The organism is Bacillus sp. EB106-08-02-XG196, from assembly GCF_013396335.1.
Classification (GTDB): Bacteria; Bacillota; Bacilli; order Bacillales; family Cytobacillaceae; genus Neobacillus.
Genome location: NZ_JABWSY010000013.1, coordinates 176,378 through 200,613, shown reverse-complemented (window position 1 = coordinate 200,613; position 24,236 = coordinate 176,378). Strand labels below are relative to the sequence as shown.

Here is a 24,236-nt window from a genome sequence, read left to right as displayed (position 1 = left end):
GCGATTGTGGCGAAGTGGTTAACGCACCTGATTGTGGTTCAGGCATTCGTGGGTTCGATTCCCATCAGTCGCCCCATCTATTTATTATAATAGTGCGGGTGTAGTTTAGTGGTAAAACCTCAGCCTTCCAAGCTGATGTTGTGAGTTCGATTCTCATCACCCGCTCCATATGGGCCTATAGCTCAGCTGGTTAGAGCGCACGCCTGATAAGCGTGAGGTCGATGGTTCGAGTCCATTTAGGCCCACCAGATTTTCTTGCGAAGCAAAATAACTTTATACTGTTCCGCAGTAGCTCAGTGGTAGAGCTATCGGCTGTTAACCGATCGGTCGTAGGTTCGAGTCCTACCTGCGGAGCCATTTTTTATGGGGAAGTACTCAAGAGGCTGAAGAGGCGCCCCTGCTAAGGGTGTAGGTCGGGTAACCGGCGCGAGGGTTCAAATCCCTCCTTCTCCGCCATAAAATTTAAGGCCCCTTGGTCAAGTGGTTAAGACACCTCCCTTTCACGGAGGTAACACGGGTTCGAATCCCGTAGGGGTCATACAAAAAGGCTGATGATATATTATCATCAGTTTTTTTGTGCTTTTTTAATAGTAAAAAAACGATACCTACATCTATAGAGTGACCGAATACTTGCAGATAATTCCATTAGGGTAACTCCAGCGCCCTTGGAGTGACCGAAAGCCTGTAGATAATTCCATTAGGGTAACTCCAGCGCCCTTGGAGTGACCGAAAGCCTGTAGATAATTCCATTAGGGTAACTCCAGCGCCCTTGGAGTGACCGAAAGCCTGTAGATAATTCCATTAGGGTAACTCCAGCGCCCTTGGAGTGATCGAACTCCTGTAGATTATTCCATATGGGTAAACTCCAGCCTCTTTAAGATAACATGCTGCATTAGCCATTATGAAATGTCCCTTTTATTCTTAATTTTCCTAACTAACCCCTATATAAGAATCATCTCTAAATATTTGTTATTATATAAGAAAAACAAACAATTCAATCCTCTAAAACGTCCATAGCTAGTCCAAGACTGGAGAGAGCAATCTCTAAGGAACAATACTATTTTAATATAATTCCCTCCATTCCTCATCACCGAGAAAAACGTTGGTAACGCTTACATCTTCCGGGTTTTCTATAATTTTATACTGCTTAATTTATAACAAATCAAATAATATTTTTTACCCAAAATTGCAAAAAAACTTTATATATTTTTGTCGTTAATTGAAGGAATCTTTGTTGAATGTTGTCGTAAGTTGTTGAAATGTCCGTTTATATGACAAACTATAAAACTTATTGTCAGAAAAGATAAAAAAGTTTTATAAGGATTATTTGTTATTTGCACTTATAATTAACCCTTGAAATACATTTTCACAAGGATGAGGTTATTAATGGCAGTGAATACTTTATATCCAACAGAATATCAGTTGCATTTATTTCATGAGGGAAACCTTTTTCAAAGTCATCAGCTTTTTGGAGCACACGTGTTTAAAGAATCAGACAAAGTCTATACGAGATTTTGTGTTTGGGCTCCCAATGCTAAAGAAGTCAGGCTAGTGGGTAATTTCAATAGCTGGAATGGAGAAGGTTACGATTTACATAGGGTAAACAATGAAGGTGTATGGATTATAGTTATTGATCAGGACCTAAGTGGCTGCCTCTATAAATATGAAATAACAACAACGCAAAATGAAAAAATTTTAAAAGCAGATCCATATGCCTTCTATTCCGAACTAAGGCCAAATACTGCTTCAATCGTTTACTCATTGAAAAACTACGATTGGCAGGATAACCATTGGATGTATCGGAAACAAAAAAAGAACATCTTGTCAGAGCCGCAGGTAATTTATGAAGTTCATTTTGGATCTTGGAAGAAACATGAAAATGGCGATTTTTTAACATATAGGGATATGGCAGAAGAACTCATTCCTTATGTGCTTGAACATGGATTTACACATATTGAATTATTACCTCTTATTGAACACCCCTATGACGGTTCTTGGGGATATCAAGGAACTGGGTACTTTTCCACAACCTCTCGCTATGGAACACCAAAGGACTTCATGTACTTTGTTGACCAATGTCATCAGAATGGCATTGGCGTTATTCTTGATTGGGTGCCTGGTCACTTTTGTAAGGATTCACATGGGTTATATCGTTTTGATGGCTCACATATTTATTCCTACGAAACAGAGAGTGACAGGGAAAACAAAGTCTGGGGGACAGCAAACTTTGATCTTGGAAAAGGTGAAGTTCAAAGCTTCCTCATCTCAAATGCCTTTTTTTGGATAGATTATTTTCATATTGATGGATTTAGGATGGATGCTGTTGCGAATATCATTTATTGGCCAAATTCAGACGATAATCAAGAAAATCCATTTGGAATTGAGTTTCTTAAAAAGCTAAACGTAGAAGTACATGAATATGATCCAACGTTTGTCATGATTGGTGAAGATTCAACAGACTTCCCTAATGTTACCTCCCCTGTCCATTATGGTGGATTAGGCTTCGATTATAAATGGAATATGGGCTGGATGAATGACATGTTAAAATACATGGAAACTCCGCCATTTGCACGTGCAAATGTCCATACTAAAGTGACATTTTCACTTCTTTATGCCTTCTCTGAAAACTTTATGCTCCCATTTTCACATGATGAAGTGGTCCATGGTAAGAAGTCATTATTAGATAAAATGCCGGGTGATTATTGGGAGAAGTTTGCGCAGCTCCGCTTGCTTCTAGGGTATATGTTTGCACATCCTGGGAAGAATCTACTGTTTATGGGATTTGAGCTTGGTCAGTTCTCAGAGTGGAAAGATAAAGAACAATTAGATTGGAATTTATTAGATTATGAAATGCATCAAAATGTAAATCAATACGTTAAACAATTAACAAAAATTTACAAACGCTCTAAAGCTCTTTATGAGCTTGACCATAATCATGATGGTTTTGAATGGATTGACTGTAATAACGAAAGCCAATCAGTCTTTTCTTTTATTAGGAAAGGTAAGACGGAAAATGATTATTTAGTCATCATATGCAATTTTACAGGTGTTCACTATCCAGAATTTAAAATTGGCGTACCCATTCAAAGTGAGTTTAGGGAAATTTTAAATAGTGACCATCAAGACTTTGGCGGCGCTGGATTTGTGAATAAGAAAACATTTATGTCTGAAGAAGTGCCATTTCATGGTAAACCATATTCCGTTAATGTGACGATTCCGCCTTTTGGCTTTCAGATCATACGACCGGTGAAAAAACGAAAGGAGAGAAAAGGGAATGGGAAAGAAGAAGTGCGTAGCTATGCTATTGGCAGGAGGGAAAGGAAGTAGACTTAACTCACTAACGAAGGATTTGGCAAAGCCTGCTGTTCCTTTTGGAGGAAAGTACAGAATCATTGATTTTCCATTAAGCAATTGTGCAAATTCAGGTATTGATACAGTGGGAGTCTTAACACAATATCAACCATTGCTATTAAACTCGTATATAGGTATAGGTAGTGCATGGGACCTTGACCGAAAAGATGGAGGGGTAACTGTTTTACCCCCATATGCTGAGACTTCTGAGGTAAAGTGGTATACCGGAACGGCTAGTGCTATTTATCAAAACCTTAATTATTTAAAGCAATACCAGCCTGAATATGTACTCATTCTCTCAGGTGACCACATTTACAAAATGAATTATGAGAGTATGCTTGAATATCATATTGAGAAAAGAGCAGATGTAACGATCTCTTTAATAGAAGTTCCTTGGGCGGAAGCTAGCCGTTTTGGGATTATGAATACAAACGAGGATTTAAGAATAACAGAGTTTGAGGAAAAGCCTGCAGAGCCGAAAAATAATTTAGCTTCGATGGGCATTTATATTTTTAGCTGGAATATACTGAAAGAATATCTTGAGATGGACGCAAGAAATTCTAAATCCTCCCACGATTTTGGTAAAGATATTATTCCAACGCTGCTAGAAGAAAATAAGAAGTTGTATGCCTATCCTTTTAAAGGCTATTGGAAGGATGTAGGGACAGTTAAGAGTCTTTGGGAAGCAAATATGGATTTATTAAATGACGAATGTGATTTAGATCTATTTGATCACGATTGGAGAATCTATTCTGTAAATCCAAATCAACCTCCTCAGTATATTTCTCCTGAAGCAATTGTTAAGGAGTCTTTAATTAATGAGGGCTGTACGATTGAGGGGGAAATAGATAATTCTGTTTTATTCCAAGGCGTCAGCGTCGGTAAAGGATCCATCATAAAGGAATCGGTCATCATGCCTGATGCAGTGATTGGTGAAAACGTTAAGATTGAAAAAGCAATTGTTCCAAGTGATGCTGTCATTCCGGATGGAACTGTGATTCGTTCATTTGATGATGAAATTATTCTTGTTACAGAAGAAATGTTAAGTGGGTTACATCCTGCTTTATAATATACGGGAGGGACATGTATTGAAGAGAAAGCTATTAGGTGTTATTGACGCAACAACGTACCATGATGATCTAGAGGACCTTTTGACACATCGTTCACTTGCAGCCCTGCCTTTCGCAGGACGTTATCGTATTATTGATTTTGTTCTTTCGAATATGGTTAATTCTGGGATTAGAAGTGTAGCCATCTTTCCGAAAATGATGTATCGATCGCTAATGGATCACCTTGGATCAGGAAAGAATTGGGATTTGAATCGTAAACGCGATGGCCTTTTCTTTTTCCCTACTCCCGTTGTTGATTCAGATATTAATAAAATTGGTTCATTTGAGAACTTTGCAGCAAACTTAGATTTCTTTTACCGCAGTTCTCAAGAGTATTCGATTATTACGAATTGTTATACCGTTCTAAATATGAATTTCAAACCATTGCTAGAATACCATATCCATTCTGAGTGTGATATAACCGAAATTCACCATGAAGATGGAACACCAATGGAAATGTATTTAGTGAAAACATCTTTACTTATTAAACTAATTGAAACAAGAAATGAAACAGGTTATACATGTATGAAAGATGTAGTGTTAGACCCTGACCATTATTACAGCATTTGCCGCTATGAATATTCTGGCTATGCTGTCATGATAAACTCTATTCAAAACTATTATTCTACTAGTTTAAATTTATTGAATTCCGATGTTTGGAAGCAATTATTTATAAAAGAACAGCCAATCCTAACAAAAGTTAAAGATGAGCCGCCAACTCGTTATTTGAAGGGATCAACTGTCCAAAATGCAATGATTGCTAATGGCTGCTTAATCAATGGTTCAGTTGAAAATAGTATCATCTCCAGAGGCGTAAAAATTGGAAAAGGAGCAGTTATTAAAAATAGTATTATCATGCAAAAATGTGTGATTGAAGATAACTGTTATCTTGATTCCGTTATATTAGACAAAGACGTAAAGGTTGAGGAAGGTACAATCTTAACAGGTACCGCCAGAGATCCTTTTGTTGTGCGTAAAGGGTCGAAGCAAGGAGCGTTGATGAATACGTGAAAGTATTATTTGCAGTATCAGAATGTGGTCCATTTGCAAAATCAGGGGGGCTTGCAGACGTTGCAGGCTCTCTGCCTAAAGAACTGAAAAGTCTAGGTACTGACGTACGGGTTATTCTGCCTAAGTATGGAAGTATTGCCGATGACTTTAAAGCGGATATGAAGAAACTGACTGAGTTCAGTGTTCCTGTTGGCTGGAGAAACCAATATTGTGGAATTGAAGAGTTTATCTATCAAGGAGTAACCTATTACTTTGTTGATAATGAATATTATTTTAAACGTGAAGGGTTCTATGGATATTATGATGATGGCGAAAGGTTCGCCTATTTTAACCGGGCTGTATTGGAAGCTTTGGCACATCTAGACTTTTATCCAGATGTCCTTCATTGCCATGACTGGCATACAGCCATGATTCCATTTTTATTAAGAATGGAATATTACAAACGTAAAGACTATGGTTTGATTCGTACTGTTTTCACGATTCACAATTTACAATTTCAGGGCATTTTCCCAAGAGAAACGCTGGGAGACTTGCTTGGCTTAGATTGGGGAGCTTTCCACCCTGAAAATTTAGAGTTTTTTGGCTGTATAAATTATATGAAGGGCGCGCTTGTTGCAGCAGACGAAATAACAACGGTTAGCCCAACCTATAAACAGGAAATTCAAACTCCGGAATATGGAGAAAAACTGGAAGGTCTTTTGAAAACGAGAGAAGAAGATCTAGTTGGAATTTTAAATGGTATAGATGATAAATTCTATAATCCAGCGCATGACACGCTGCTCTACAAAACTTTTTCAGCAAATAAACTTGAGGATAAAGCGATTAACAAAAGTGAAGTCCAAAAGCACTTTGGGCTGCCACAGAGCCCAAACACACCATTAATGGTGATGATTACTAGGCTGACAAAACAAAAGGGATTAGACCTCGTTAAATGTGTATTAAGAGACATTCTTCATGAAGATATTCAAATGGTTGTTCTGGGTACTGGGGATTATGGCTATGAAGAGTATTTGCGTTATGCAGCAAACTCCTATCCAAATAAATTAAAGGTGCACATCGGTTTTAGTGAAGGACTGGCTCATAAGCTATATGCAGCTGCTGACCTTTTCCTAATGCCATCTCTATTTGAGCCATGCGGTCTTGGTCAACTTATTGCGATGAAGTACGGCGCGGTCCCTATTGTACGTGAAACAGGCGGTCTAAATGATACGGTACAATCTTGGAATGAGACTACTAATGAGGGAAATGGGTTTTCTTTCAAAAATTTTAATGCCCATGACATGCTTTACACCATTAGAAGGGCATTACGCTTTTATCATGACCCCGCTTGGGAAACAATCGTTCAAAAAGCGATGGAAAAGGATAACAGCTGGGCCCAGTCTGCATTTAAGTATAATCAGCTTTATGCAGAGCTGATCTTGAGGAGTGAAACCCATGTTTTCTAATCCAACAGAGTTTAAAAACCATTTTTTAAAGAGGGTGAATATGGTTTGCGGCAAGAGCTTTTCAGAAAGCTCAGAGCGAGACCAATACCAAACACTTGGGATTATGATTCGGGAATTTGTAAGTCACGATTGGATAAAAACGAATGAACGGTACTTGGCTGCAAAAGGAAAACAAGTTTATTATCTATCGATAGAATATTTGTTAGGAAAGCTCCTGCGGCAAAACCTAATCAATTTGGGAATCGAAGAAACCGTACAAGTTGGTCTTCGGGACCTTGGAATCGATTTAAGTGACTTGGAGGAATTAGAAAGTGACGCAGGCTTAGGAAATGGTGGCTTAGGCAGATTAGCCGCTTGTTTTCTTGATTCCCTTGCCTCGCTGGATCTCCCTGGACATGGTCATGGTATCCGCTATAAGCATGGTCTTTTTGAACAGAAAATAGTCGATGGCTATCAAGTAGAACTCCCAGAGCAATGGCTTAGGAGTGGTAATGTCTGGGAAGTCCGAAAAGCAGATTTAGCTGTTAAAATTCCTTTTTGGGGGAAGATCGAAGGAAGAACAGAGAATGGCCGTTTAACGTTTCAACATTTGAATGCTGAAAGTGTAACGGCTGTTCCACATGATATGCCGGTCATTGGTTTTAATTCTGAAACGGTTAACACATTGAGACTATGGAATGCAGAACCATCTCAATTCCCTTTCCATGAGGATATCTTAAAGTATAAACGTGAAACGGAGTCTGTCTCAGAATTCCTCTATCCGGATGATACACATGATGAAGGGAAGATACTAAGGTTAAAGCAGCAATATTTCCTAGTATCAGCAAGTATTCAATCCATCATCAAAACGTATCGTAAACAACACGGAAACTTAAAGGAACTTCATCAACACGTTTGTATTCACATAAATGATACCCATCCTGTATTGGCTATTCCAGAACTAATGAGAATCCTAATTGATGACGAAGGTTTTGATTGGGATCTAGCTTGGTATATTACAAAACATACCATTTCCTATACCAATCATACGACCTTATCAGAAGCGTTGGAAAAATGGCCAATTCGGATTTTTCAGCCGTTATTACCACGAATTTATATGATTGTCGAAGAAATAAATGAACGATTTTGCGGGGAGTTATGGGACCAATATACAGGGGATTGGGATAGGATTGCAAAGCTGGCGATCATTGCTGATGGCTATGTAAAAATGGCTCATTTAGCGATTGTGGGGAGTTTCAGTGTCAATGGAGTGGCCAAGCTGCATACAGAAATTCTAAAAACACGTGAAATGAATCAATTTTATCAGCTGTTTCCGGAAAAATTCAATAATAAAACGAATGGTATCGCCCACCGCCGTTGGCTATTAAAAGGAAATCCTGACTTATCAGCCTTAATTTCTGAATCGATTGGTTCTTCATGGACAAATTCACCAAGTGATTTAATTCAATTACTTAAATATCAGAATGATACGTCCTTTATGGATAAACTTTTAGATATTAAGAGAAATAACAAAAAGCTACTCGCTGACGTGATCCAAAGCCATAACGGCATTGTTGTGGATTCCTCTGCTATCTTTGATGTCCAGGTTAAGCGTCTGCATGCCTATAAGAGACAGCTTCTAAAGGTATTACATATTATGTATCTTTATAATCGAATAAAAGAGGATTCTAGTTTTTCAATGGTGCCAAGAGTATTCATTTTTGGAGCAAAGGCATCTCCCGGTTATTATTATGCAAAGAAAATTATTAAGCTTATTAATACGGTAGCTGAGAAGGTTAACAATGACCCCGCTATTGGCGATAAAATGAAAGTCGTTTTCCTCGAAAACTACCGCGTTTCGCTTGCGGAAAAAGTCTTTCCTGCTGCTGATTTAAGTGAACAAATTTCCACCGCAAGTAAAGAGGCCTCTGGTACTGGAAACATGAAATTTATGATAAATGGAGCACTGACAGTAGGAACAATGGATGGGGCCAATATTGAGATTCATGAATTGGTTGGGGATGAGAATATCTTTACATTTGGACTTTCTGCTGATGAAGTACTACATTATTACCAGCATGGCGGTTATCAATCGATTGAATATTATCACCATGACAGCCGCATCCGTCAGGCAGTTGATCAGCTTGTTAATGGATTTTTCCCTGGTGTCTATAACGAATTTGAACCGATTTTTGATTCCTTGCTGGAGGAAAATGATCAGTACTTTGTATTAAAGGATTTTGCTTCCTATGCTGACACACAAAAGAAAATTGGTGAGACCTTTAGGAATCAGCAAATCTGGCAAAAGAAGTGCCTAATAAACATTGCCCATGCAGGATATTTTTCCAGTGATCGGACAATCCAAGAATATGCGGACAATATCTGGGGTATTAAACCATTATAAATAGTAAAAGGCTTCTACTAGAAAATAGCAGAAGCCTTTTATTATTTAAAATGAAACAAAGTGTCCAATAAGAATACCAATTGCAAGTAAGAACCCAAATATTGTATTAGTTTGTGCGGTTGCCTTCATGGCAGGGGCCATTTGAATGGGTGAAACACCTGCTTTAAAGCCTTTAATTGCTTTCATTGCTTTAGGAATACTAAGAAGCACGATTACTGTCCAAATTGGAGCAATTTCTGTGACGATGAGACCTAATATCCAAAGAAATGAAAAAATGAACATGTAACCCATTAAAGTAACTGCCCTATTTTTACCTATTAAAATGGCTAATGTTTTTCGGCCATTTTCCTTATCGCCCTCTAAATCCCTAATGTTATTAGAGAAATTAATGGCACCAACTAGAACTAAAATTGGGACTGAAATTAGGAGGCTAGTAGATGTTACCGTTCCCGTTTGGATATAGAATGAAATTAAAATGATTAACATACCCATAAAGAACCCTGCGAAAATCTCTCCAAATGGAGTATAAGCAATTGGATAAGGACCTCCTGTATACAAATAACCAACTGCCATACAAACAAGCCCAAGAAGTGCCAGCCACCAGCTAGTACTCATACAAATATAGATCCCAATCAATAATGCAATCCCATAGAGGCTTAAAGCGAGCTGCATGACTGTTCTCGGCTTAATACCATCGCGGACAATGGTACCGCCTATTCCAATTGAATGTTCATTATCAAGTCCGCGTTTATAATCATAATACTCATTGAACATATTAGTAGCTGCTTGTATTAATAAACTCGCAATTAACATGGCAAAGAAAAGTCCAAAATGTATTTCCCCATGTGCAAGTGCAAGTGCTGTACCTAGCAAAACTGGAACAAATGCTGCAGTTAACGTATGGGGACGTGTCATTTGCCACCAAACTTGAAAACCACGATTCGATTCAACAGCAGGCTTAGAAGTGTGCTGAATATTTGGCTGCATTTTCTTCTCTCCCTTTTTAAAAATTTATCTATAACATAATTAATTTGTAATATGAGCTTGAAACTTTCCAACCCTAAGTTTATGCGAATTCGGCGACTATAGTCAATTATTTTTTATTAGCGGAATTAGTAGATTATTCCTGTCTGATTATTAATGAGAATTTGGAGGGAAAATGAAATGAACGAGTGAAAATCAAAAACAACCCTGATCGGTATTATTTAAGATATAATGAGGAAGTCAAAGAGGATAGATAGTGACAAGTATTACTGACTTCTTTACAATGAAAGTAGTATCTTTAAATTGGCATTAATAATGAATGGATAACAGTCATTTGACTGTTTTGGAGGGATTTTTTTGGTTACCATTCAGGAAACGGAATTAAAGGAAAGGGGTCTTTTGGCAGTTAGTACTGCTCAAAAACTAGGCCGGCCCATTCTAATAAGTGAAGTACATAAAATGGATAGTGTTGAACCAATATCCTTTTTTAATAGTGGAAGAGAGCGCTATCTAGGAGAAAGGTTCTATTGGAAAGACCCATCGGAAGAAGTGGTGCTTATTGGCCTTGGCATATCAAAACAAATTCAGTCGGATCAGGCTACTGACCGCTTTTTTCATGTTGAAGAGGAATGGAAGGGATTTTTAAAGGACAGTCTTATCTTTAACCCGTACAAAGAAAATGGCTTAGGTCCCGTAATGTTTGGCGGATTCTCCTTTGATCCGCATAAGTCGAAAACAACGCTTTGGTCTAAATATGCAGATTCTTTATTTCATATTCCAAAGTTTATGTTGACAATTGTTGAAGGGCAAACTTTTTTAACGACGAATATTGTTTGTACCCAAAATGATGATTATACACTTTTTGAAAAAGTAGTAAATGAGCGAGTCCAATTACTCATGTCTTCTAAAGAAGATTTTGTAATAAAACCGGTAAAACTCCTTGAAACAAAAGAAATATCTCCACAGGAATGGAAACAGAGTGTGGATGAGGTGGTTGAGGATTTAAAATCTGGCTCATTAAAAAAGGTAGTTCTTGCTAGGGAACTAAGATTATTTTTTGATCAACGCGTTAAAGCAGAGGTAATTCTTAAGAATTTGTATAATCAACAGCGTGAAAGTTTTATTTTTGTTTTTGAATCTAATGGAGACTGTTTCATTGGTGCTACACCTGAAAGGTTAGTAAAAAAACAAGGAAACGATGTATTCTCTACCTGTCTCGCAGGATCGATTGGACGAGGTAAAACCGCAGAAGAAGACCGGAGGTTAGGGCAAACATTACTTAATGATAAGAAAAACCTTATTGAGCATGGATATGTAGTTGAAATGATAAAGGAAGCTTTAGAAGAATCATGTGAGGAAATAATCCTTCCAGATAAGCCGCAATTAATGAAAATAAGGGACATTCAACACCTTTATACACCTGTCATTGGTAAATGTCAGAAGGACGCATCATTGCTTTTATTAGTTGAAAGGCTTCATCCAACTCCTGCCCTAGGTGGACTTCCTAAGCAAGAAGCAATTGAAAAAATTAGAGAAGTCGAAGAATTGGATCGTGGGTTTTATGCGGCTCCACTTGGATGGTGTGATTATCGAGGAAACGGTGAATTCTCCGTTTCTATCCGATCCGGTCTCATTCAAGATAAGGAAGCTTCATTATTTGCAGGATGTGGTGTCGTTGCGAACTCGGATTCAGAAAGTGAATATTTGGAAACAAGCTTAAAATTCAGACCGATGCTTCGCGCCCTTGGAGGAAATTAATATGAATCATCAAGTATCATTAACAGCTTATTTAGCTGCCTTTGTAGTTGAGTTAGTACAAACAGGAATAAAAGATGTTGTTGTCAGCCCGGGGTCTAGGTCAACCCCTATGGCAATGGTAATGGCAGAACATCCAGAAATAAATATCCATATCCATGTAGATGAACGTTCAGCGGCTTTCTTTGCCTTAGGCATCGCGAAAGCTGCAAACAAGCCAGTGGCCATTTTATGTACTTCTGGGACAGCTGCAGCAAATTATTTTCCAGCAATTATTGAAGCTCGGTATTCACGTGTTCCGTTACTGGTTCTAACCGCTGACCGCCCACATGAGCTTAGAGAAGTGGGCGCCCCACAAGCGATTGACCAAATTCATTTATATGGTCAGCATGTAAAATGGTTTGCAGATATGGCTTTGCCTGAGAATAGGGATGAAATAATCCGTTATGCCCGCACCGTTGGTGCACGTGCAGCTGCCATTGCAAGTCAGGCACCTGCTGGACCAGTCCATCTGAATTTTCCGTTCAGGGAACCGCTTATACCTAAACTTGATGAAGAAATCTTCGAATTAAAAGAACGTCCTGCGGGCTATGTTAATGTTCGAAATGGGGAATTGACAGTTCGTGAGGATGAATTTAGGGAGATTTCTCAAAAGCTGGATGGTTATAAAAAAGGAATTATTGTTTGCGGAAACATTGCTGACAACCGGTTTGCTCAGGCTGTCACAGAGTTATCAGCAGCCTTGAAATTTCCAGTTTTAGCAGATCCATTGTCACAGCTCAGGAGTGGACTACATCCACTAGAGAATATTGTGGAGGCCTATGATACTTTTTTAAGGAATGAAGATGCCAAGGAATATTTGAAGCCGGATGTCATTGTCCGCTTTGGTGCAATGCCTGTTTCAAAGGCATTAACTATATTCCTAAAAGAAAATCATCAAGCTGAACAATTTGTCATTGACGGGGCAGGGGGCTGGAGGGATCCGGCAACCTTATCAACGGAAATGATTTTCTGTAATGAAACCATTTTTTGCGAGCAGTTGGCAAGCCTAACGGAAACAAGAGCGTCTACAGAATTCTTGGACAAATGGCAGGAAATTAATGAGCTTACAAAAGCAAACATGGCTTTAATTAAGGATAGCCAGATGTTAAGCGAGGGTCGATTGTTCTATCAATTAGCGGAAATGCTTCCTGAGGAAGCTACTTTGTTCGTTGGGAATAGCATGCCTATAAGAGACCTAGATAGTTTCTTTCTCAATAATCATAAGTCAATAAAAGTTATGGCCAATAGAGGCGCTAATGGGATTGATGGAACTGTATCAACCGCTTTAGGAGCAGCATTATATTCTCAACCATTATACCTGGTTTTAGGAGACCTAACTTTTTTCCATGATTTAAATGGGATGATTGCAGCGAAGCTATATAGTTTAGATATACGAATTATTGTTGTTAACAATAATGGTGGAGGTATTTTCTCCTTCCTCCCTCAATCGCAGAATTCAAAGAATTTTGAGCTTTTATTTGGTACTCCACTAAACTTAGAATTTGAACATGCTGTTTCAATGTTCAGCGGGAATTATACGAAAGTAAAGGATTGGGAGCATCTCCGTGAACTAATGAACAAATCTAACGAAGTCAAAGGCTTAAATGTATATGAAGTGGTAACAAATAGAGACAGCAATTTGACACAACACCGCGAATTTTGGCGTGTTGTTTCCCAGGAAATATCAAATTTTGTCAAAGGTATTCAGTAATGCAGCTACAGATTAATGATATTGGATACCATGTCGAAATGTGCGGGGAAGGATTTCCATTACTTTTATTACACGGCTTTACTGGGGATTCTTCCACTTGGACACCTTTTTGCTCTGCTTGGGGCAAGCATTCTAATTTAATCATTCCAGACATTATCGGTCACGGTAAAACAGAATCACCTATAGATGTAAATCACTATAATATCGAATCAGCTGCTAAAGACCTGCTTAAGCTTTTAGATGGGCTGGAAATTGAACAAACGGATTTGCTAGGGTATTCAATGGGAGGAAGGCTTGCTCTGACCTTTGCAATACTTTATCCGGAGAGAGTTAGAAAGCTAATATTGGAAAGTGTGTCACCAGGACTGAGGACGGAAGAAGAAAGAATGCATCGCCGTATGAAAGATAGGGAACTGGCAAACTTTATAAATGACCAAGGAATTAAATCATTTGTTGACTATTGGGAGGGAATTCCACTCTTTTCAACAATGAAGGATCTTCCCGAGTCGATTCAAGTAAGTATTAGGAGTCAACGATTATCCAATAATGCTATGGGTCTTGCAAATAGCCTGCTAGGGATGGGAACAGGTTCTCAGCCATCTTGGTGGGGAAAATTAAGCCTCCTCAACGGTGAAGTTTTATTGCTAACAGGGGAAAAGGATGAAAAATTCTGTAAGATAGCCGAAAAAATGCTAGAGGATATGAAAAAGGCTGCAGGGATTGTAATTAATGATAGTGGCCATGCAATTCATGTGGAACAAAGAGAAAAGTTTGGTACAATAGTAAGTGACTTTTTGTTAAAAAACTAAGGAGGAGATTGTTTTGACAGTAGAATGGGTAGCAGGACGTAAATATGAAGAAATTCTATACGAAACATATAACGGAATCGCGAAAATCACAATTAATCGCCCACATGTACATAATGCATTTACACCAAGAACCGTTATGGAGTTAATTGATGCGTTTGCCATTGCGCGTGATGATTCTAGTGTAGGAGTTATCGTTTTAACAGGAGCTGGAGATAAGGCATTTTGTTCAGGCGGTGATCAAAGTGTACGTGGTCATGGAGGATACGTTGGAGATGATCAAATCCCACGTTTAAATGTTCTAGACTTACAACGCTTAATTCGTGTTATTCCAAAACCAGTTATTGCGATGGTTAAGGGATATGCGATTGGCGGCGGCCACGTTTTACACATTGTCTGTGATTTAACGATTGCAGCCGATAATGCCGTTTTTGGACAAACTGGTCCAAAGGTAGGAAGCTTTGACGCTGGTTATGGTTCAGGCTATCTAGCAAGAATTGTGGGTCATAAAAAGGCTCGTGAAATTTGGTTCTTATGCCGTCAGTATAATGCACAGGAAGCTCTTGATATGGGCTTAGTTAATACAGTTGTTCCACTTGAAAGAGTTGAAGAGGAAACCATTCAGTGGTGTAATGAAATTCTTGAGAAAAGTCCAACTGCCCTTCGTTTCTTAAAGGCAGCAATGAATGCAGATACAGATGGATTAGCAGGTCTTCAGCAATTCGCTGGTGATGCAACTTTGCTTTACTATACTACGGAAGAAGCCAAAGAAGGACGTGACTCATTCAAAGAAAAGCGCAAGCCAGATTTTGGTCAATTCCCACGCTTCCCTTGATTTTAAAATTTTTGAACGCAGCTTGATGGACTCCATCAGGCTGTTTTTATATCGAAATGCTCCAGCGCCTTGGCCGTTTGCGCTAGACAAAATAAGAAGGTGAAATATTGAGTAACGAAACAATGTCTAACTTTATGAAAAATAGGGCGTTCCTTACACCGGATAGGGTTGCTGTTTATTTTAATGAAAGAACATTAACGTTTAAAGAATTATATGAGGAATCATATCAAAGTGCTGGGAAGCTCCAAAGCTTAGGATTGAAAAAGGATCAATATATAGGTGTATTACTTAAGAATCATCTTGATACCGTCGTGATTTTATTTGCACTTCAGCTATTAGGAATCAAGGCTGTTATTTTTAACAATCGCTTAACGACAAAAGAGTTAATTTGGCAGTTACATGACTCAAAGGCAGCCTCGTTAATTCTCGAAAATGATTTTCATGAAATAAAGCAAGAAGTAGAAGTACCAGTTATTACAAAAGATGAATTGTTTGCAGTGACTCCAAATGATCCTGAAATACAAGAAGAAATTAATTTAGGAGATATCTGTACGGTCATGTATACATCAGGTACAACAGGAAATCCGAAGGGTGTTATTCAAACATACGGAAACCATTGGTGGAGTGCTGTCGGATCAGCATTAAATTTAGGATATACCGAAACTGACCGCTGGCTTTGCAGTGTTCCACTTTTTCATATTAGCGGCTATTCCATATTAATGAAGAGTGTGATCTATGGGATGCCAATCGTTTTACATGAAACATTTGACGCTGGCAAAATAATAGAGGATATAAAAACGAAACGAGTCACTATTATGTCAGTGGTAGGAACCATGCTATTTAGGATGGTTGAAACTTTGAAGGATACTCGGCTGCCAAATCATTTCCGTTGTGCGCTTTTAGGAGGCGGTCCTGCCCCTTTACCGTTGTTAGAGAACTGTAAGGCAAAGGACATTCCAGTTTTTCAATCCTATGGAATGACTGAGACTGCTTCACAGTTCGTTACACTATCTCCGGAGTACAGCATCACAAAACTTGGTTCTGCAGGTAAGCCGTTATTTCCTTCCCAGCTTAAGATTACTTTGGAGGATGGAAAAATAGCACCGCCAAAACAAGCTGGTGAAATTATTGTTAAAGGTCCAAATGTGACTATGGGTTATTTATATCGTCCAGAGGTCACTAAGGAAAAATTTACAGAAAGTTGGTTTCATACAGGAGATATTGGTTACTTAGATGAAGAAGGATTTTTATATGTGCTTGATAGACGCTCTGATCTCATTATTTCAGGTGGTGAAAACATATATCCTGCCGAAATTGAATCCGTTTTATTAGCCCATCCCGACGTAGCTGATGCTGGAGTCACAGGCTTTGATGATGAAATATGGGGACAGATTCCCGCTGCATTTATTGTACGAAAAGAAGGGGCTTGTGTTACTCAAGAAGAACTCAAACAGTTTTGTTTAGAAAACTTGGCGAAATACAAGGTTCCAAAAACGTTCCATTTTACTGAAAAACTTCCAAGGAACGCTGCTAAAAAGTTACTGCGCAGAAAGCTGTGTGAATTGGTTTAGAAGGGCAGGAATAGCGTATGCACATTGCACAAATTAAACTTAACGTAATAAGTATGCCTTTGAAATCGCCTTTTCACACTCACCTAGGTACAGTAACAGAACGTGAGGGAATCATCCTAGAGGTAATCGATTCTGATGGAGTTTCAGGCTTCGGGGAGGGAGTGGCCTTTTCTACGCCCTGGTATACAGAAGAAACGGTTAAGACCAGTTTACATATGTTAACCGATATATTAATCCCATTGCTCATGAAGAACCCAATAAAACATCCTGATGAGGCAGCTATCTTATTTAAGTCCATTAGAAGAAACAATATGGCTAAGGCTGGTCTAGAAATGGCCATCTGGGATTTGCATGCAAAAAGGAATACTGAATCCCTTTCGGATAATATTGGCGGTACTAGGAAAAAAGTTGCTTCTGGTGTGGTGGTTGCAGCTGATTCTCTAAGCAGTTCTCTTAATCAAATCGAAAAATACCTTGAAGAAGGTTACCAGCGAATTAAAGTTAAGATTAATCCTCAACGGGATTATTCCTTCTTAGCAGGTATCCGGCTCCATTATCCTGAACTTCCTATAATGGCTGATGCCAATTCTGCTTATAAATTGAAAGACATGGAGAGATTAAAAGCACTTGATGACTTTAATCTCTTAATGATTGAACAGCCGCTGGCAAGCGACGATATCATTCAGCATTCATTGCTTCAAAAAGAGTTAAAGACCCCAGTTTGTTTAGATGAGAGTATTGTGAGCTTTGAAGATGCTAAAAATGCGATTGACCTGGGAAGCTGTAAGATCATAAATATTAAAGCAGGAAGAGTGGGCGGTCTTTATGAAGCAAAAAGGATTCATGATTATTGCCTTGATAAGGGAATAGAAGTATGGTGCGGGGGAATGATTGAATTTGGAATATCTCGTGCGCATAATATTGCGCTTGCTTCACTTCCAGGCTTTACGATCCCCGGCGATATCTCCGCTTCCAATCGATTCTGGGAAGAAGATATCATTACACCTGAAGTAAAAGTAGTAAATGGATATGTCGATGTACCAGATACACTGGGAATTGGATTTAGTATAAATGAAAAAAGGCTCCGAAAAACCACAGTAGTAGAGAAATTATTTAAATTCGATAAAAAATAAACCAGACAAAAATGTCTGGTTTATTTTTTGATTATATATCTGAAGCTTCAAATGTTTTACAATCAGTTTCTTGACTGTTATCAGCTGTTTTCCCTTTATGGCTGACAACATAAATACTATCAGCACTGCATTTATTCCCTTTTGCCCAATACGAGCAGTTGTTAACTTCACATAATACATCTTGTGCCATTTTGTATCACTCCTTTAGAATCTTTGTAATACATAAATAGCTTTTGATTTTTTACCTCTACTCATCCCTGTAAGTAAAAGGGAACTAATGAACTAGTTTAAGGCTTTTTTTAGTGATTCTAAGTTCTGCTTCATTAGAGAAAAATATGTTTCATTATCCTTGATATTTTCCTTTGTTAATACCCCTAAATTATGGACAGGTAAAGCTCTTGCTCCAATTTCCTCCTGAACAATCTCTGCTAATTTTGATTGGACGTTTTGTTCAAAAAGGATATAATGCAGACCTTGCTCGTCAGCGAGTGTAATAATTTCTTCTAATTCTCGCTGTGTTGGTTCATTGGTTGTAGAAAGACCAGAAATACTGATTTGTTCGATACCGTATCTTTGCTCCCAATAACTAAAAGCAGCATGAGTCACTAGGATATTTCTATGTTTTGCATCTTGAATGGTACTTTCAAATACAGAATTTAATTGATCTAATTCCTTTGCAAGCTGCTGATAATTTTGATCGAAGGCTTCTTTATTTTGGGGCATTTTTTCAACTAAAGAATCTCTTATAACAGCAGCCATTTCCTTCGAATAAATGGGGTCAAGCCATACATGGGGATTAAAATCTCCATGACCCTCATCTTCATGGTCATCATGTTTTTCATGTTCTTCAGCAGGTTCTAATATCAAATTATCAGCTACTGGGATCATCGAGACATTTTCATTTTTTAATGATTCCTTAGCTTTTTCCACAAATCCTTCTAATCCTAAACCGATGTAGAAAAATAAGTCTGAATCAGCCAGTTTAATCATATCCTTTTGGGATGGTTCAAAGGTATGCTCATCTGCTCCAGGTGGATAAATAGTATTTATAGTAACGAATTTACCACCGATTCGCTCCGTAAAATGTTGAAGTGGGAATACAGTGGTATAAATGGTGATGTGATCTTTCTCCTTTTGTGTTACATCCTTTTCAGCACTGCAGGCTGTTATTAACAGTAATAAAATGATCATAGGTAAAAAGATAAATTTTTTCATATTTGCTCCTTTAAAGAATAATAAACCGGAGTTATTACGATTTATAGTCGAAAAATTTTTGGGATTCGAATTATTTAAAAATATATAATACGGAACGATTCCGATTTCCTTATGTATCTTACAAAAAAAATACGATAATTGCAAGCATAAAGTTGATACTTCATTTAGTATTTATGTATGCTTATAGTAACCAAAAAAAAGGTGGGATAATTATGACATTATTAAATGAAATACTGGAATATAATAAGGAATTTGTTGAAACACGTGAATATGAGCGATATGAAACGACTAAGTTCCCAAATAAACGGATGGTTATTCTGACATGTATGGATACAAGATTATTGGAATTATTGCCAAAGGCTTTGAATCTAGGCAACGGAGATGTAAAAACCATTAAAAATGCGGGGGCTTTGGTGTCTCACCCATTTGGAAGTATTATGAGGAGTATTCTAATCGCTGTTTATGAGCTGAAAGCTGAAGAAGTCCTAGTTATTGCTCACCATGACTGTGGGATGAGCGGATTAAAGGCAGAGCCGGTAATCGAAAGTATGAAAAACCGCGGGGTAAAAGATGAAACCATTGATACCCTAACTTATTCAGGAATAAATATAAAGAAATGGCTGCATGGATTCGATAATGTCACAGAAAGCGTAGAGCACAGTGTGGGGGTAATAAAAAACCATCCATTAATGCCAGAAGGTGTCCCGGTACACGGACTAGTTATAGATCCTAAGACAGGAAAACTTGATCTTGTGGTCGATGGTTATCAAAGTTAAATTTCCTTTTTATCTGGAACAGGATCCACCCCGCCGGGATGAAAGGGATGACATTTTAATATCCTTTTTAGCGTTAGCCAGCCGCCTTTTAAAGCTCCAAACCTTTGAACGGCTTCTAACCCATAATGGGAACAGGTAGGATAAAAACGGCAGCTAGGCGGTTTAATTGGGGAAATGGCAATTTGGTAAAATCGTATTATGGAAATAAAAACTTTTTTTAACATAAGACACTCCCTTTATCAGTTTACTAAAAGATATCATATAAAAGAAAAAACGTCTAAATTGTTAAATGATACAATGTTGATGAAAAAACTCGGAATTTATAGTATGATTAATGTTAGATATATATAAGGAGTGGAGAAAATGCCTTCAGTAGAAAGCTTTGATTTAGATCATAATGCCGTTAAAGCACCTTATGTTAGACATTGTGGCGTCCATAAGGTAGGAAGCGATGGAATGGTAAATAAATATGATATCCGTTTTTGTCAGCCGAATAAACAGGCTATGAAGCCAGATGCCATTCATACATTAGAACATCTCCTTGCCTTTAATCTTCGTGCACACGTAGAAAAATATGATCATTTCGATATTATCGATATTTCACCTATGGGCTGTCAAACAGGTTATTATTTAGTTGTCAGCGGCGAGCCGACTGTAGAAGAAATCATTGATCTTCTTGAAGATACTATGAAGACTGCTGTTGAAATTACCGAGATTCCTGCAGCAAATGAAAGACAATGCGGACAAGCAAAGCTTCACGATTTAGAAGGAGCAAAGGTTTTAATGCGTTTTTGGCTTGAACAAAGTAAAGAAGACTTAAAACAGGTTTTTGCATAAACGGAAAAATTCCTATTCTTTAAGAATAGGAATTTTTTATGGATTTTTTTCATCTTCCTCTTTTTTGCCGGTATTTTCGTATGGATTATCATCAAGTGGATCCACTGTATGTTTAAAGGAATAGGCTTTTGATGTAGTAATGACTGCAAGCAATAGAACTACGATAATGATAACAATGCTTACCACAAATAACGTATACATTTTTTCTCCCCCTTGTATTCTTCTATTCTAGCATGGTTTTACACTGAAAAAAAAGAAACTGCATATTGCAGCTTCCCTTTTGGTCTCTAGTATGTAATCATTAGTGGATATTTCTAGGATAATAAGTATGGGTGCGCTGTTGTCCGTACTCTTCTTGCGCGAATTTTCCTTTCAAGCTCTCAATTAAATAGAGCCCCATTAAATCATATAATTCTTGTTTATCCATCTCTTTAATCAAATGGAGAAGATCCTCATGTGACATTTCTTCTAAGAAGGCGAATGCTAACATATCAATATCCTCTTCATCACCTGTCAGCTTGTCGCGATACATTTGAAATAATTCATCGACTAACCTCATCTCGTTCACCTCCAAAGAATTTTTTAAAAAGTTTTCCTTACTTATTCAATTCCCTTAATGATGAAAATTATCCTTTATCTTGGATGCAAAAAGATAGTAAAAAGTTTTAATCCATTTTCTTAATATTATGACAATTATACACGATTCAGTTCTAAAAAAAACATCGAAATTTGAAAAAAGAATAAATTTTATTTGATTGTGGGAAATTCTAAATAATATTAATAAGGGGATGACATAATGGATGAGCAAAAAAAGACCTATTATATAGACGTTGGGCATGGACAAATATCCCAAAGTTCAACTGCTTCCACTTGGAGCTTTAAAATTCAAGCAAATGATGAGGAAATCACGCAATTAAGAGAGCTATTTGACCAAAACTATTCAACGGAATGGCAAAACTTCATGAGAGCCCATGTTCCATATGTTCAATATCATCATGACCGTGAAAACGACGCCTATGACAATACTATAGAGCAAGTATATGGGATGATTTACAACCTCGGAGATGAGGAAGCAAAAAACCATATAGAGTCGATGAATATTTTACCAAAAGAAGGTTAAAAAAGCGGAAAATCCTTTCAATAGGGATTTTCCGCTTTTTTCGATTATAATAAATGCAAAAAGGGAACCCAAGGGGAGAGCAAAGATGAAGGAGTTTTATGATAAATATGGGAACAAGGTGGAGCTAGCTTTTACAACAAACGCATTCGAAAAAAAAGCAAAGCATGTGCTTGTCATTAGTCAATACAAGGGTGCATGGTATTTAACCCATCATAAGGTTCGAGGTCTAGAATTTCCAGGTGGAAAAGTGGAGGAAGGGGAGACCCTTGTAGAAGCTGCTCGTCGCGAGGTTTATGAAGAAACGGGTGCAAAAGTGGACGAACTTTCACAGATAGCAGAATATAAAGTAACGGAAGGAAATGAATCTTTTGTGAAAGCCGTTTTTTGGGGCAAAATAAAATCGATTAGTAAAGCAAATAACTATTACGAAACGAATGGACCTATTGTGGTGGAAGGAGATATTTTGCAATTACGATTTGGAGATGAGTACAGTTTTATTATGAAAGATGAAGTGATTTCAGCGTGTATAAATTATATTAATAAGCTCCAAGTTGAAAAAGAATAGCAGCAAATTTTTATAAGCCGCTATTCCTTGATAAGTTTTTTCTCCAACAGTTCAACCAGCTGATACATAATCGTGGCGACGACAGCAATCACCATCAGTGATAAAAAGACAAGTGTAAAATTAAATACTTGGAAGCCGTAAATAATCAAGTAACCAAGTCCCCTAGAGGAAACTAAGAATTCACCAACAATAACACCGACCCATGATAATCCAACATTCACCTTCAAAGTTGAGATGATTGTTGGGAAACTCGCGGGCAGAATGGCTTCTTTAAAGCATTGAAAACGTGTCGCCCCAAATGTTTGCAGCACTTTTAAATAGTTAGGGTCCACTTCTCTAAAAGATGTATAGACCACAAGTGTGGTAATAATAATCGAGATAATGGCACCCATCGCAATGATCGAAGGATATCCAGGACCTAGGGCAACAATTAGAATCGGTCCCAAGGCTACCTTTGGCATTGCATTTAAGATTACCAGATATGGGTCAATAATTTTCGAAAACATCGGTGACCACCATAGTAACGCAGCTAGTAAAGTTCCAAGCAGGGTACCTAAAATAAAACCGAAAATAGTTTCTGTTAAGGTTACACCAAGATTTGATAGTAATGATCCATCCTGAAATTTCTCTAAAAATAGGTTCCAAATCTTAGATGGGGAACTGAACAGCAGCGGGTCTATCCACCGCTCCTGACTAGATATTTCCCAGCCTGTGAAAAAGACTAAGAATATGACCGCCTGATAAAATCGAACCCATCTTTTTTCAATCGTAAGTGAATGTAAATAATCTTTATGGAGGAGGTTCACCTTATTCTTTCCCTGACTCAAGTGACTCCAACTCCTTCCATATTGTTTGAAAGATACTAGAAAAAGTCTCGTGGTTCCTTGCAATAAAAGGAGATAAACTTCTTAGTTCATCTGGCATTTGAAATACCTTATGAACCCTGCCCGGACTTGGTGAAAAGAGGACAACCCGGTCACTCATAGCAATGGCTTCCCCGATATCATGTGTGACAAGGATGGCTGTTTTCCCGAATGCATCAAGCGTCTTTGATACTAGGTCCTCTAGCTTTAACTTAGTCTGATAATCTAAAGCTGAAAAGGGTTCATCCAGCATGAGCAGTTTAGGTTCAGTTGCCAGTGTTCTTACAAGAGCAGCACGCTGCCTCATACCGCCTGATAGCTGCTTGGGCAGCTGCTTCTCAATCCCGCTTAAACCCATCTGCTTTAATAGGTCTAAAGCAGCTAACTTGGTTTCTTCATTCAATTGTTCAGATAACTTTAAACCAAGGAGGATATTTTCTTCAATTGTTTTCCATGGGAATAGGTAATCCTGCTGAAGCATATAGCCGATTTGATTTTTTAATCCTGACAGCGGTTTGTTTTCAAGTAAAATGGTCCCTTGGGTAGGCTTTATAAGCCCGGCAATGATCGAGAGCAATGTTGTCTTGCCACAGCCGCTAGGGCCGAGGAAGGAAACAAATTCTCCTTCCTCAACTTGCAAGGTAATCTCGGAGAGGGCCGTGGTTGCAGAGGCTTTAGTGAAATAAGTGTGATGAACATCCTTAATAGCTAAAAAACTCATTTG

Annotated in this window: 23 protein-coding genes and 6 tRNA genes; 21 read left to right on the top strand and 8 right to left on the bottom strand. The window is 38.0% G+C overall.

From position 1 onward, the window contains the following. The 11 genes from MLOOGBEN_RS20600 to MLOOGBEN_RS20550 all read left to right on the top strand — a co-directional run bounded on the left by MLOOGBEN_RS20600 (position 1) and on the right by MLOOGBEN_RS20550 (position 9,299). Positions 1 to 76, top strand: a tRNA-His gene (locus tag MLOOGBEN_RS20600). 18 nt (positions 77 to 94) lie between these two features. Then, a tRNA-Gly gene (locus tag MLOOGBEN_RS20595) sits at positions 95 to 168 on the top strand. Positions 169 to 171: 3 nt separating this feature from the next. Next, positions 172 to 248, top strand: a tRNA-Ile gene (locus tag MLOOGBEN_RS20590). A gap of 34 nt (positions 249 to 282) precedes the next feature. Further along, a tRNA-Asn gene (locus MLOOGBEN_RS20585) sits at positions 283 to 357 on the top strand. Between the two features lie 8 nt (positions 358 to 365). Then, positions 366 to 456: transfer RNA gene (locus MLOOGBEN_RS20580), tRNA-Ser, on the top strand. A gap of 10 nt (positions 457 to 466) precedes the next feature. Further along, positions 467 to 538, top strand: a tRNA-Glu gene (locus tag MLOOGBEN_RS20575). Positions 539 to 1,386: 848 nt separating this feature from the next. Further along, entirely contained in the window at positions 1,387 to 3,327 is a 1,941-nt protein-coding gene (glgB, locus tag MLOOGBEN_RS20570) for a 1,4-alpha-glucan branching protein GlgB (protein ID WP_179160145.1), read from the top strand. Continuing rightward, on the top strand, positions 3,275 to 4,420 hold the full coding sequence (locus tag MLOOGBEN_RS20565; RefSeq protein WP_179160144.1) for a glucose-1-phosphate adenylyltransferase: 1,146 nt from the start codon (positions 3,275 to 3,277) through the stop codon (positions 4,418 to 4,420). Before glgB ends, MLOOGBEN_RS20565 begins: the two co-directional genes overlap by 53 nt. A 19-nt stretch (positions 4,421 to 4,439) precedes the next feature. Further along, positions 4,440 to 5,471 (top strand): GlgC family sugar phosphate nucleotidyltransferase, encoded by a 1,032-nt coding sequence (locus tag MLOOGBEN_RS20560; protein ID WP_179160143.1) that lies wholly within the window; start codon positions 4,440 to 4,442, stop codon positions 5,469 to 5,471. Beyond that, positions 5,468 to 6,916, top strand: a complete 1,449-nt coding sequence (glgA, locus tag MLOOGBEN_RS20555) for a glycogen synthase GlgA (protein ID WP_179160142.1) — start codon at positions 5,468 to 5,470, stop codon at positions 6,914 to 6,916. The genes MLOOGBEN_RS20560 and glgA overlap by 4 nt, the downstream gene beginning before the upstream one ends. Continuing rightward, positions 6,906 to 9,299 carry a glycogen/starch/alpha-glucan phosphorylase gene (locus tag MLOOGBEN_RS20550; RefSeq protein ID WP_179160141.1) on the top strand — a complete coding sequence of 798 codons (2,394 nt, stop codon included), beginning with the start codon at positions 6,906 to 6,908 and terminating at the stop codon, positions 9,297 to 9,299. The genes glgA and MLOOGBEN_RS20550 overlap by 11 nt, the downstream gene beginning before the upstream one ends. A gap of 45 nt (positions 9,300 to 9,344) precedes the next feature. On the opposite strand, the gene MLOOGBEN_RS20545 is transcribed toward MLOOGBEN_RS20550, so the two are convergent. After that, complete coding sequence (locus MLOOGBEN_RS20545; protein ID WP_179160140.1) at positions 9,345 to 10,286, bottom strand: 1,4-dihydroxy-2-naphthoate polyprenyltransferase; 942 nt, start codon at positions 10,284 to 10,286, stop codon at positions 9,345 to 9,347. Positions 10,287 to 10,640: 354 nt separating this feature from the next. Between MLOOGBEN_RS20545 and MLOOGBEN_RS20540 the strand changes: the two genes are divergently transcribed. The 6 genes from MLOOGBEN_RS20540 (at position 10,641) to menC (ending at position 18,136) form a co-directional block, all read left to right on the top strand. Next, complete coding sequence (locus MLOOGBEN_RS20540; RefSeq protein ID WP_179160139.1) at positions 10,641 to 12,041, top strand: isochorismate synthase; 1,401 nt, start codon at positions 10,641 to 10,643, stop codon at positions 12,039 to 12,041. 1 nt (position 12,042) lies between these two features. Then, positions 12,043 to 13,791 (top strand): 2-succinyl-5-enolpyruvyl-6-hydroxy-3-cyclohexene-1-carboxylic-acid synthase, encoded by a 1,749-nt coding sequence (menD, locus tag MLOOGBEN_RS20535; protein ID WP_179160138.1) that lies wholly within the window; start codon positions 12,043 to 12,045, stop codon positions 13,789 to 13,791. Beyond that, positions 13,791 to 14,600 (top strand): 2-succinyl-6-hydroxy-2,4-cyclohexadiene-1-carboxylate synthase, encoded by an 810-nt coding sequence (gene menH / locus MLOOGBEN_RS20530; RefSeq protein ID WP_179160137.1) that lies wholly within the window; start codon positions 13,791 to 13,793, stop codon positions 14,598 to 14,600. The genes menD and menH overlap by 1 nt, the downstream gene beginning before the upstream one ends. Before the next feature lie 13 nt (positions 14,601 to 14,613). Further along, positions 14,614 to 15,432, top strand: coding sequence for a 1,4-dihydroxy-2-naphthoyl-CoA synthase (menB, locus tag MLOOGBEN_RS20525; protein WP_179160136.1), 819 nt, complete (start codon positions 14,614 to 14,616; stop codon positions 15,430 to 15,432). A 107-nt stretch (positions 15,433 to 15,539) separates the two neighbouring features. Next, the gene (locus MLOOGBEN_RS20520; protein ID WP_256989199.1) at positions 15,540 to 17,003 is read left to right on the top strand and encodes an o-succinylbenzoate--CoA ligase; all 1,464 of its coding nucleotides are present in this window, start codon (positions 15,540 to 15,542) and stop codon (positions 17,001 to 17,003) included. 17 nt (positions 17,004 to 17,020) lie between these two features. Next, positions 17,021 to 18,136, top strand: coding sequence for an o-succinylbenzoate synthase (gene menC / locus MLOOGBEN_RS20515; RefSeq protein ID WP_179160135.1), 1,116 nt, complete (start codon positions 17,021 to 17,023; stop codon positions 18,134 to 18,136). 31 nt (positions 18,137 to 18,167) lie between these two features. Here menC and MLOOGBEN_RS20510 read toward each other — a convergent pair whose 3' ends face one another. Both MLOOGBEN_RS20510 and MLOOGBEN_RS20505 read right to left on the bottom strand, forming a co-directional pair. After that, positions 18,168 to 18,326, bottom strand: coding sequence for a DUF1540 domain-containing protein (locus MLOOGBEN_RS20510; RefSeq protein ID WP_179160134.1), 159 nt, complete (start codon positions 18,324 to 18,326; stop codon positions 18,168 to 18,170). Between the two features lie 92 nt (positions 18,327 to 18,418). After that, entirely contained in the window at positions 18,419 to 19,351 is a 933-nt protein-coding gene (locus MLOOGBEN_RS20505; RefSeq protein ID WP_179160133.1) for a metal ABC transporter solute-binding protein, Zn/Mn family, read from the bottom strand. A 212-nt stretch (positions 19,352 to 19,563) separates the two neighbouring features. Between MLOOGBEN_RS20505 and MLOOGBEN_RS20500 the strand changes: the two genes are divergently transcribed. Beyond that, on the top strand, positions 19,564 to 20,127 hold the full coding sequence (locus tag MLOOGBEN_RS20500) for a beta-class carbonic anhydrase (RefSeq protein ID WP_179160132.1): 564 nt from the start codon (positions 19,564 to 19,566) through the stop codon (positions 20,125 to 20,127). On the opposite strand, the gene yidD is transcribed toward MLOOGBEN_RS20500, so the two are convergent. Beyond that, positions 20,124 to 20,351, bottom strand: a complete 228-nt coding sequence (gene yidD, locus MLOOGBEN_RS20495) for a membrane protein insertion efficiency factor YidD (protein WP_179160131.1) — start codon at positions 20,349 to 20,351, stop codon at positions 20,124 to 20,126. The genes MLOOGBEN_RS20500 and yidD overlap by 4 nt on opposite strands. 139 nt (positions 20,352 to 20,490) lie before the next feature. Here yidD and MLOOGBEN_RS20490 point away from each other — a divergent pair, with 139 nt between their 5' ends. Next, on the top strand, positions 20,491 to 20,964 hold the full coding sequence (locus MLOOGBEN_RS20490) for an S-ribosylhomocysteine lyase (RefSeq protein ID WP_179160130.1): 474 nt from the start codon (positions 20,491 to 20,493) through the stop codon (positions 20,962 to 20,964). A gap of 36 nt (positions 20,965 to 21,000) precedes the next feature. Here the strand turns inward: MLOOGBEN_RS20490 and ytzI are convergent, their stop codons facing one another. Continuing rightward, positions 21,001 to 21,165, bottom strand: a complete 165-nt coding sequence (gene ytzI, locus MLOOGBEN_RS20485) for a YtzI protein (RefSeq protein ID WP_179160129.1) — start codon at positions 21,163 to 21,165, stop codon at positions 21,001 to 21,003. 100 nt (positions 21,166 to 21,265) lie between these two features. After that, positions 21,266 to 21,523, bottom strand: a complete 258-nt coding sequence (locus MLOOGBEN_RS20480; RefSeq protein ID WP_179160128.1) for a DUF6154 family protein — start codon at positions 21,521 to 21,523, stop codon at positions 21,266 to 21,268. A 237-nt stretch (positions 21,524 to 21,760) separates the two neighbouring features. Between MLOOGBEN_RS20480 and MLOOGBEN_RS20475 the strand changes: the two genes are divergently transcribed. Both MLOOGBEN_RS20475 and ytkD read left to right on the top strand, forming a co-directional pair. Beyond that, complete coding sequence (locus tag MLOOGBEN_RS20475) at positions 21,761 to 22,084, top strand: hydrolase (RefSeq protein WP_179160127.1); 324 nt, start codon at positions 21,761 to 21,763, stop codon at positions 22,082 to 22,084. 85 nt (positions 22,085 to 22,169) lie between these two features. Continuing rightward, complete coding sequence (gene ytkD, locus MLOOGBEN_RS20470) at positions 22,170 to 22,649, top strand: RNA deprotection pyrophosphohydrolase (RefSeq protein WP_179160126.1); 480 nt, start codon at positions 22,170 to 22,172, stop codon at positions 22,647 to 22,649. Positions 22,650 to 22,669: 20 nt separating this feature from the next. Here the strand turns inward: ytkD and MLOOGBEN_RS20465 are convergent, their stop codons facing one another. Beyond that, positions 22,670 to 23,476 carry an ABC transporter permease gene (locus MLOOGBEN_RS20465; RefSeq protein WP_179160125.1) on the bottom strand — a complete coding sequence of 269 codons (807 nt, stop codon included), beginning with the start codon at positions 23,474 to 23,476 and terminating at the stop codon, positions 22,670 to 22,672. Further along, positions 23,457 to 24,233 carry an ABC transporter ATP-binding protein gene (locus tag MLOOGBEN_RS20460; protein ID WP_179160124.1) on the bottom strand — a complete coding sequence of 259 codons (777 nt, stop codon included), beginning with the start codon at positions 24,231 to 24,233 and terminating at the stop codon, positions 23,457 to 23,459. Before MLOOGBEN_RS20460 ends, MLOOGBEN_RS20465 begins: the two co-directional genes overlap by 20 nt. Positions 24,234 to 24,236: the final 3 nt, after the last annotated feature.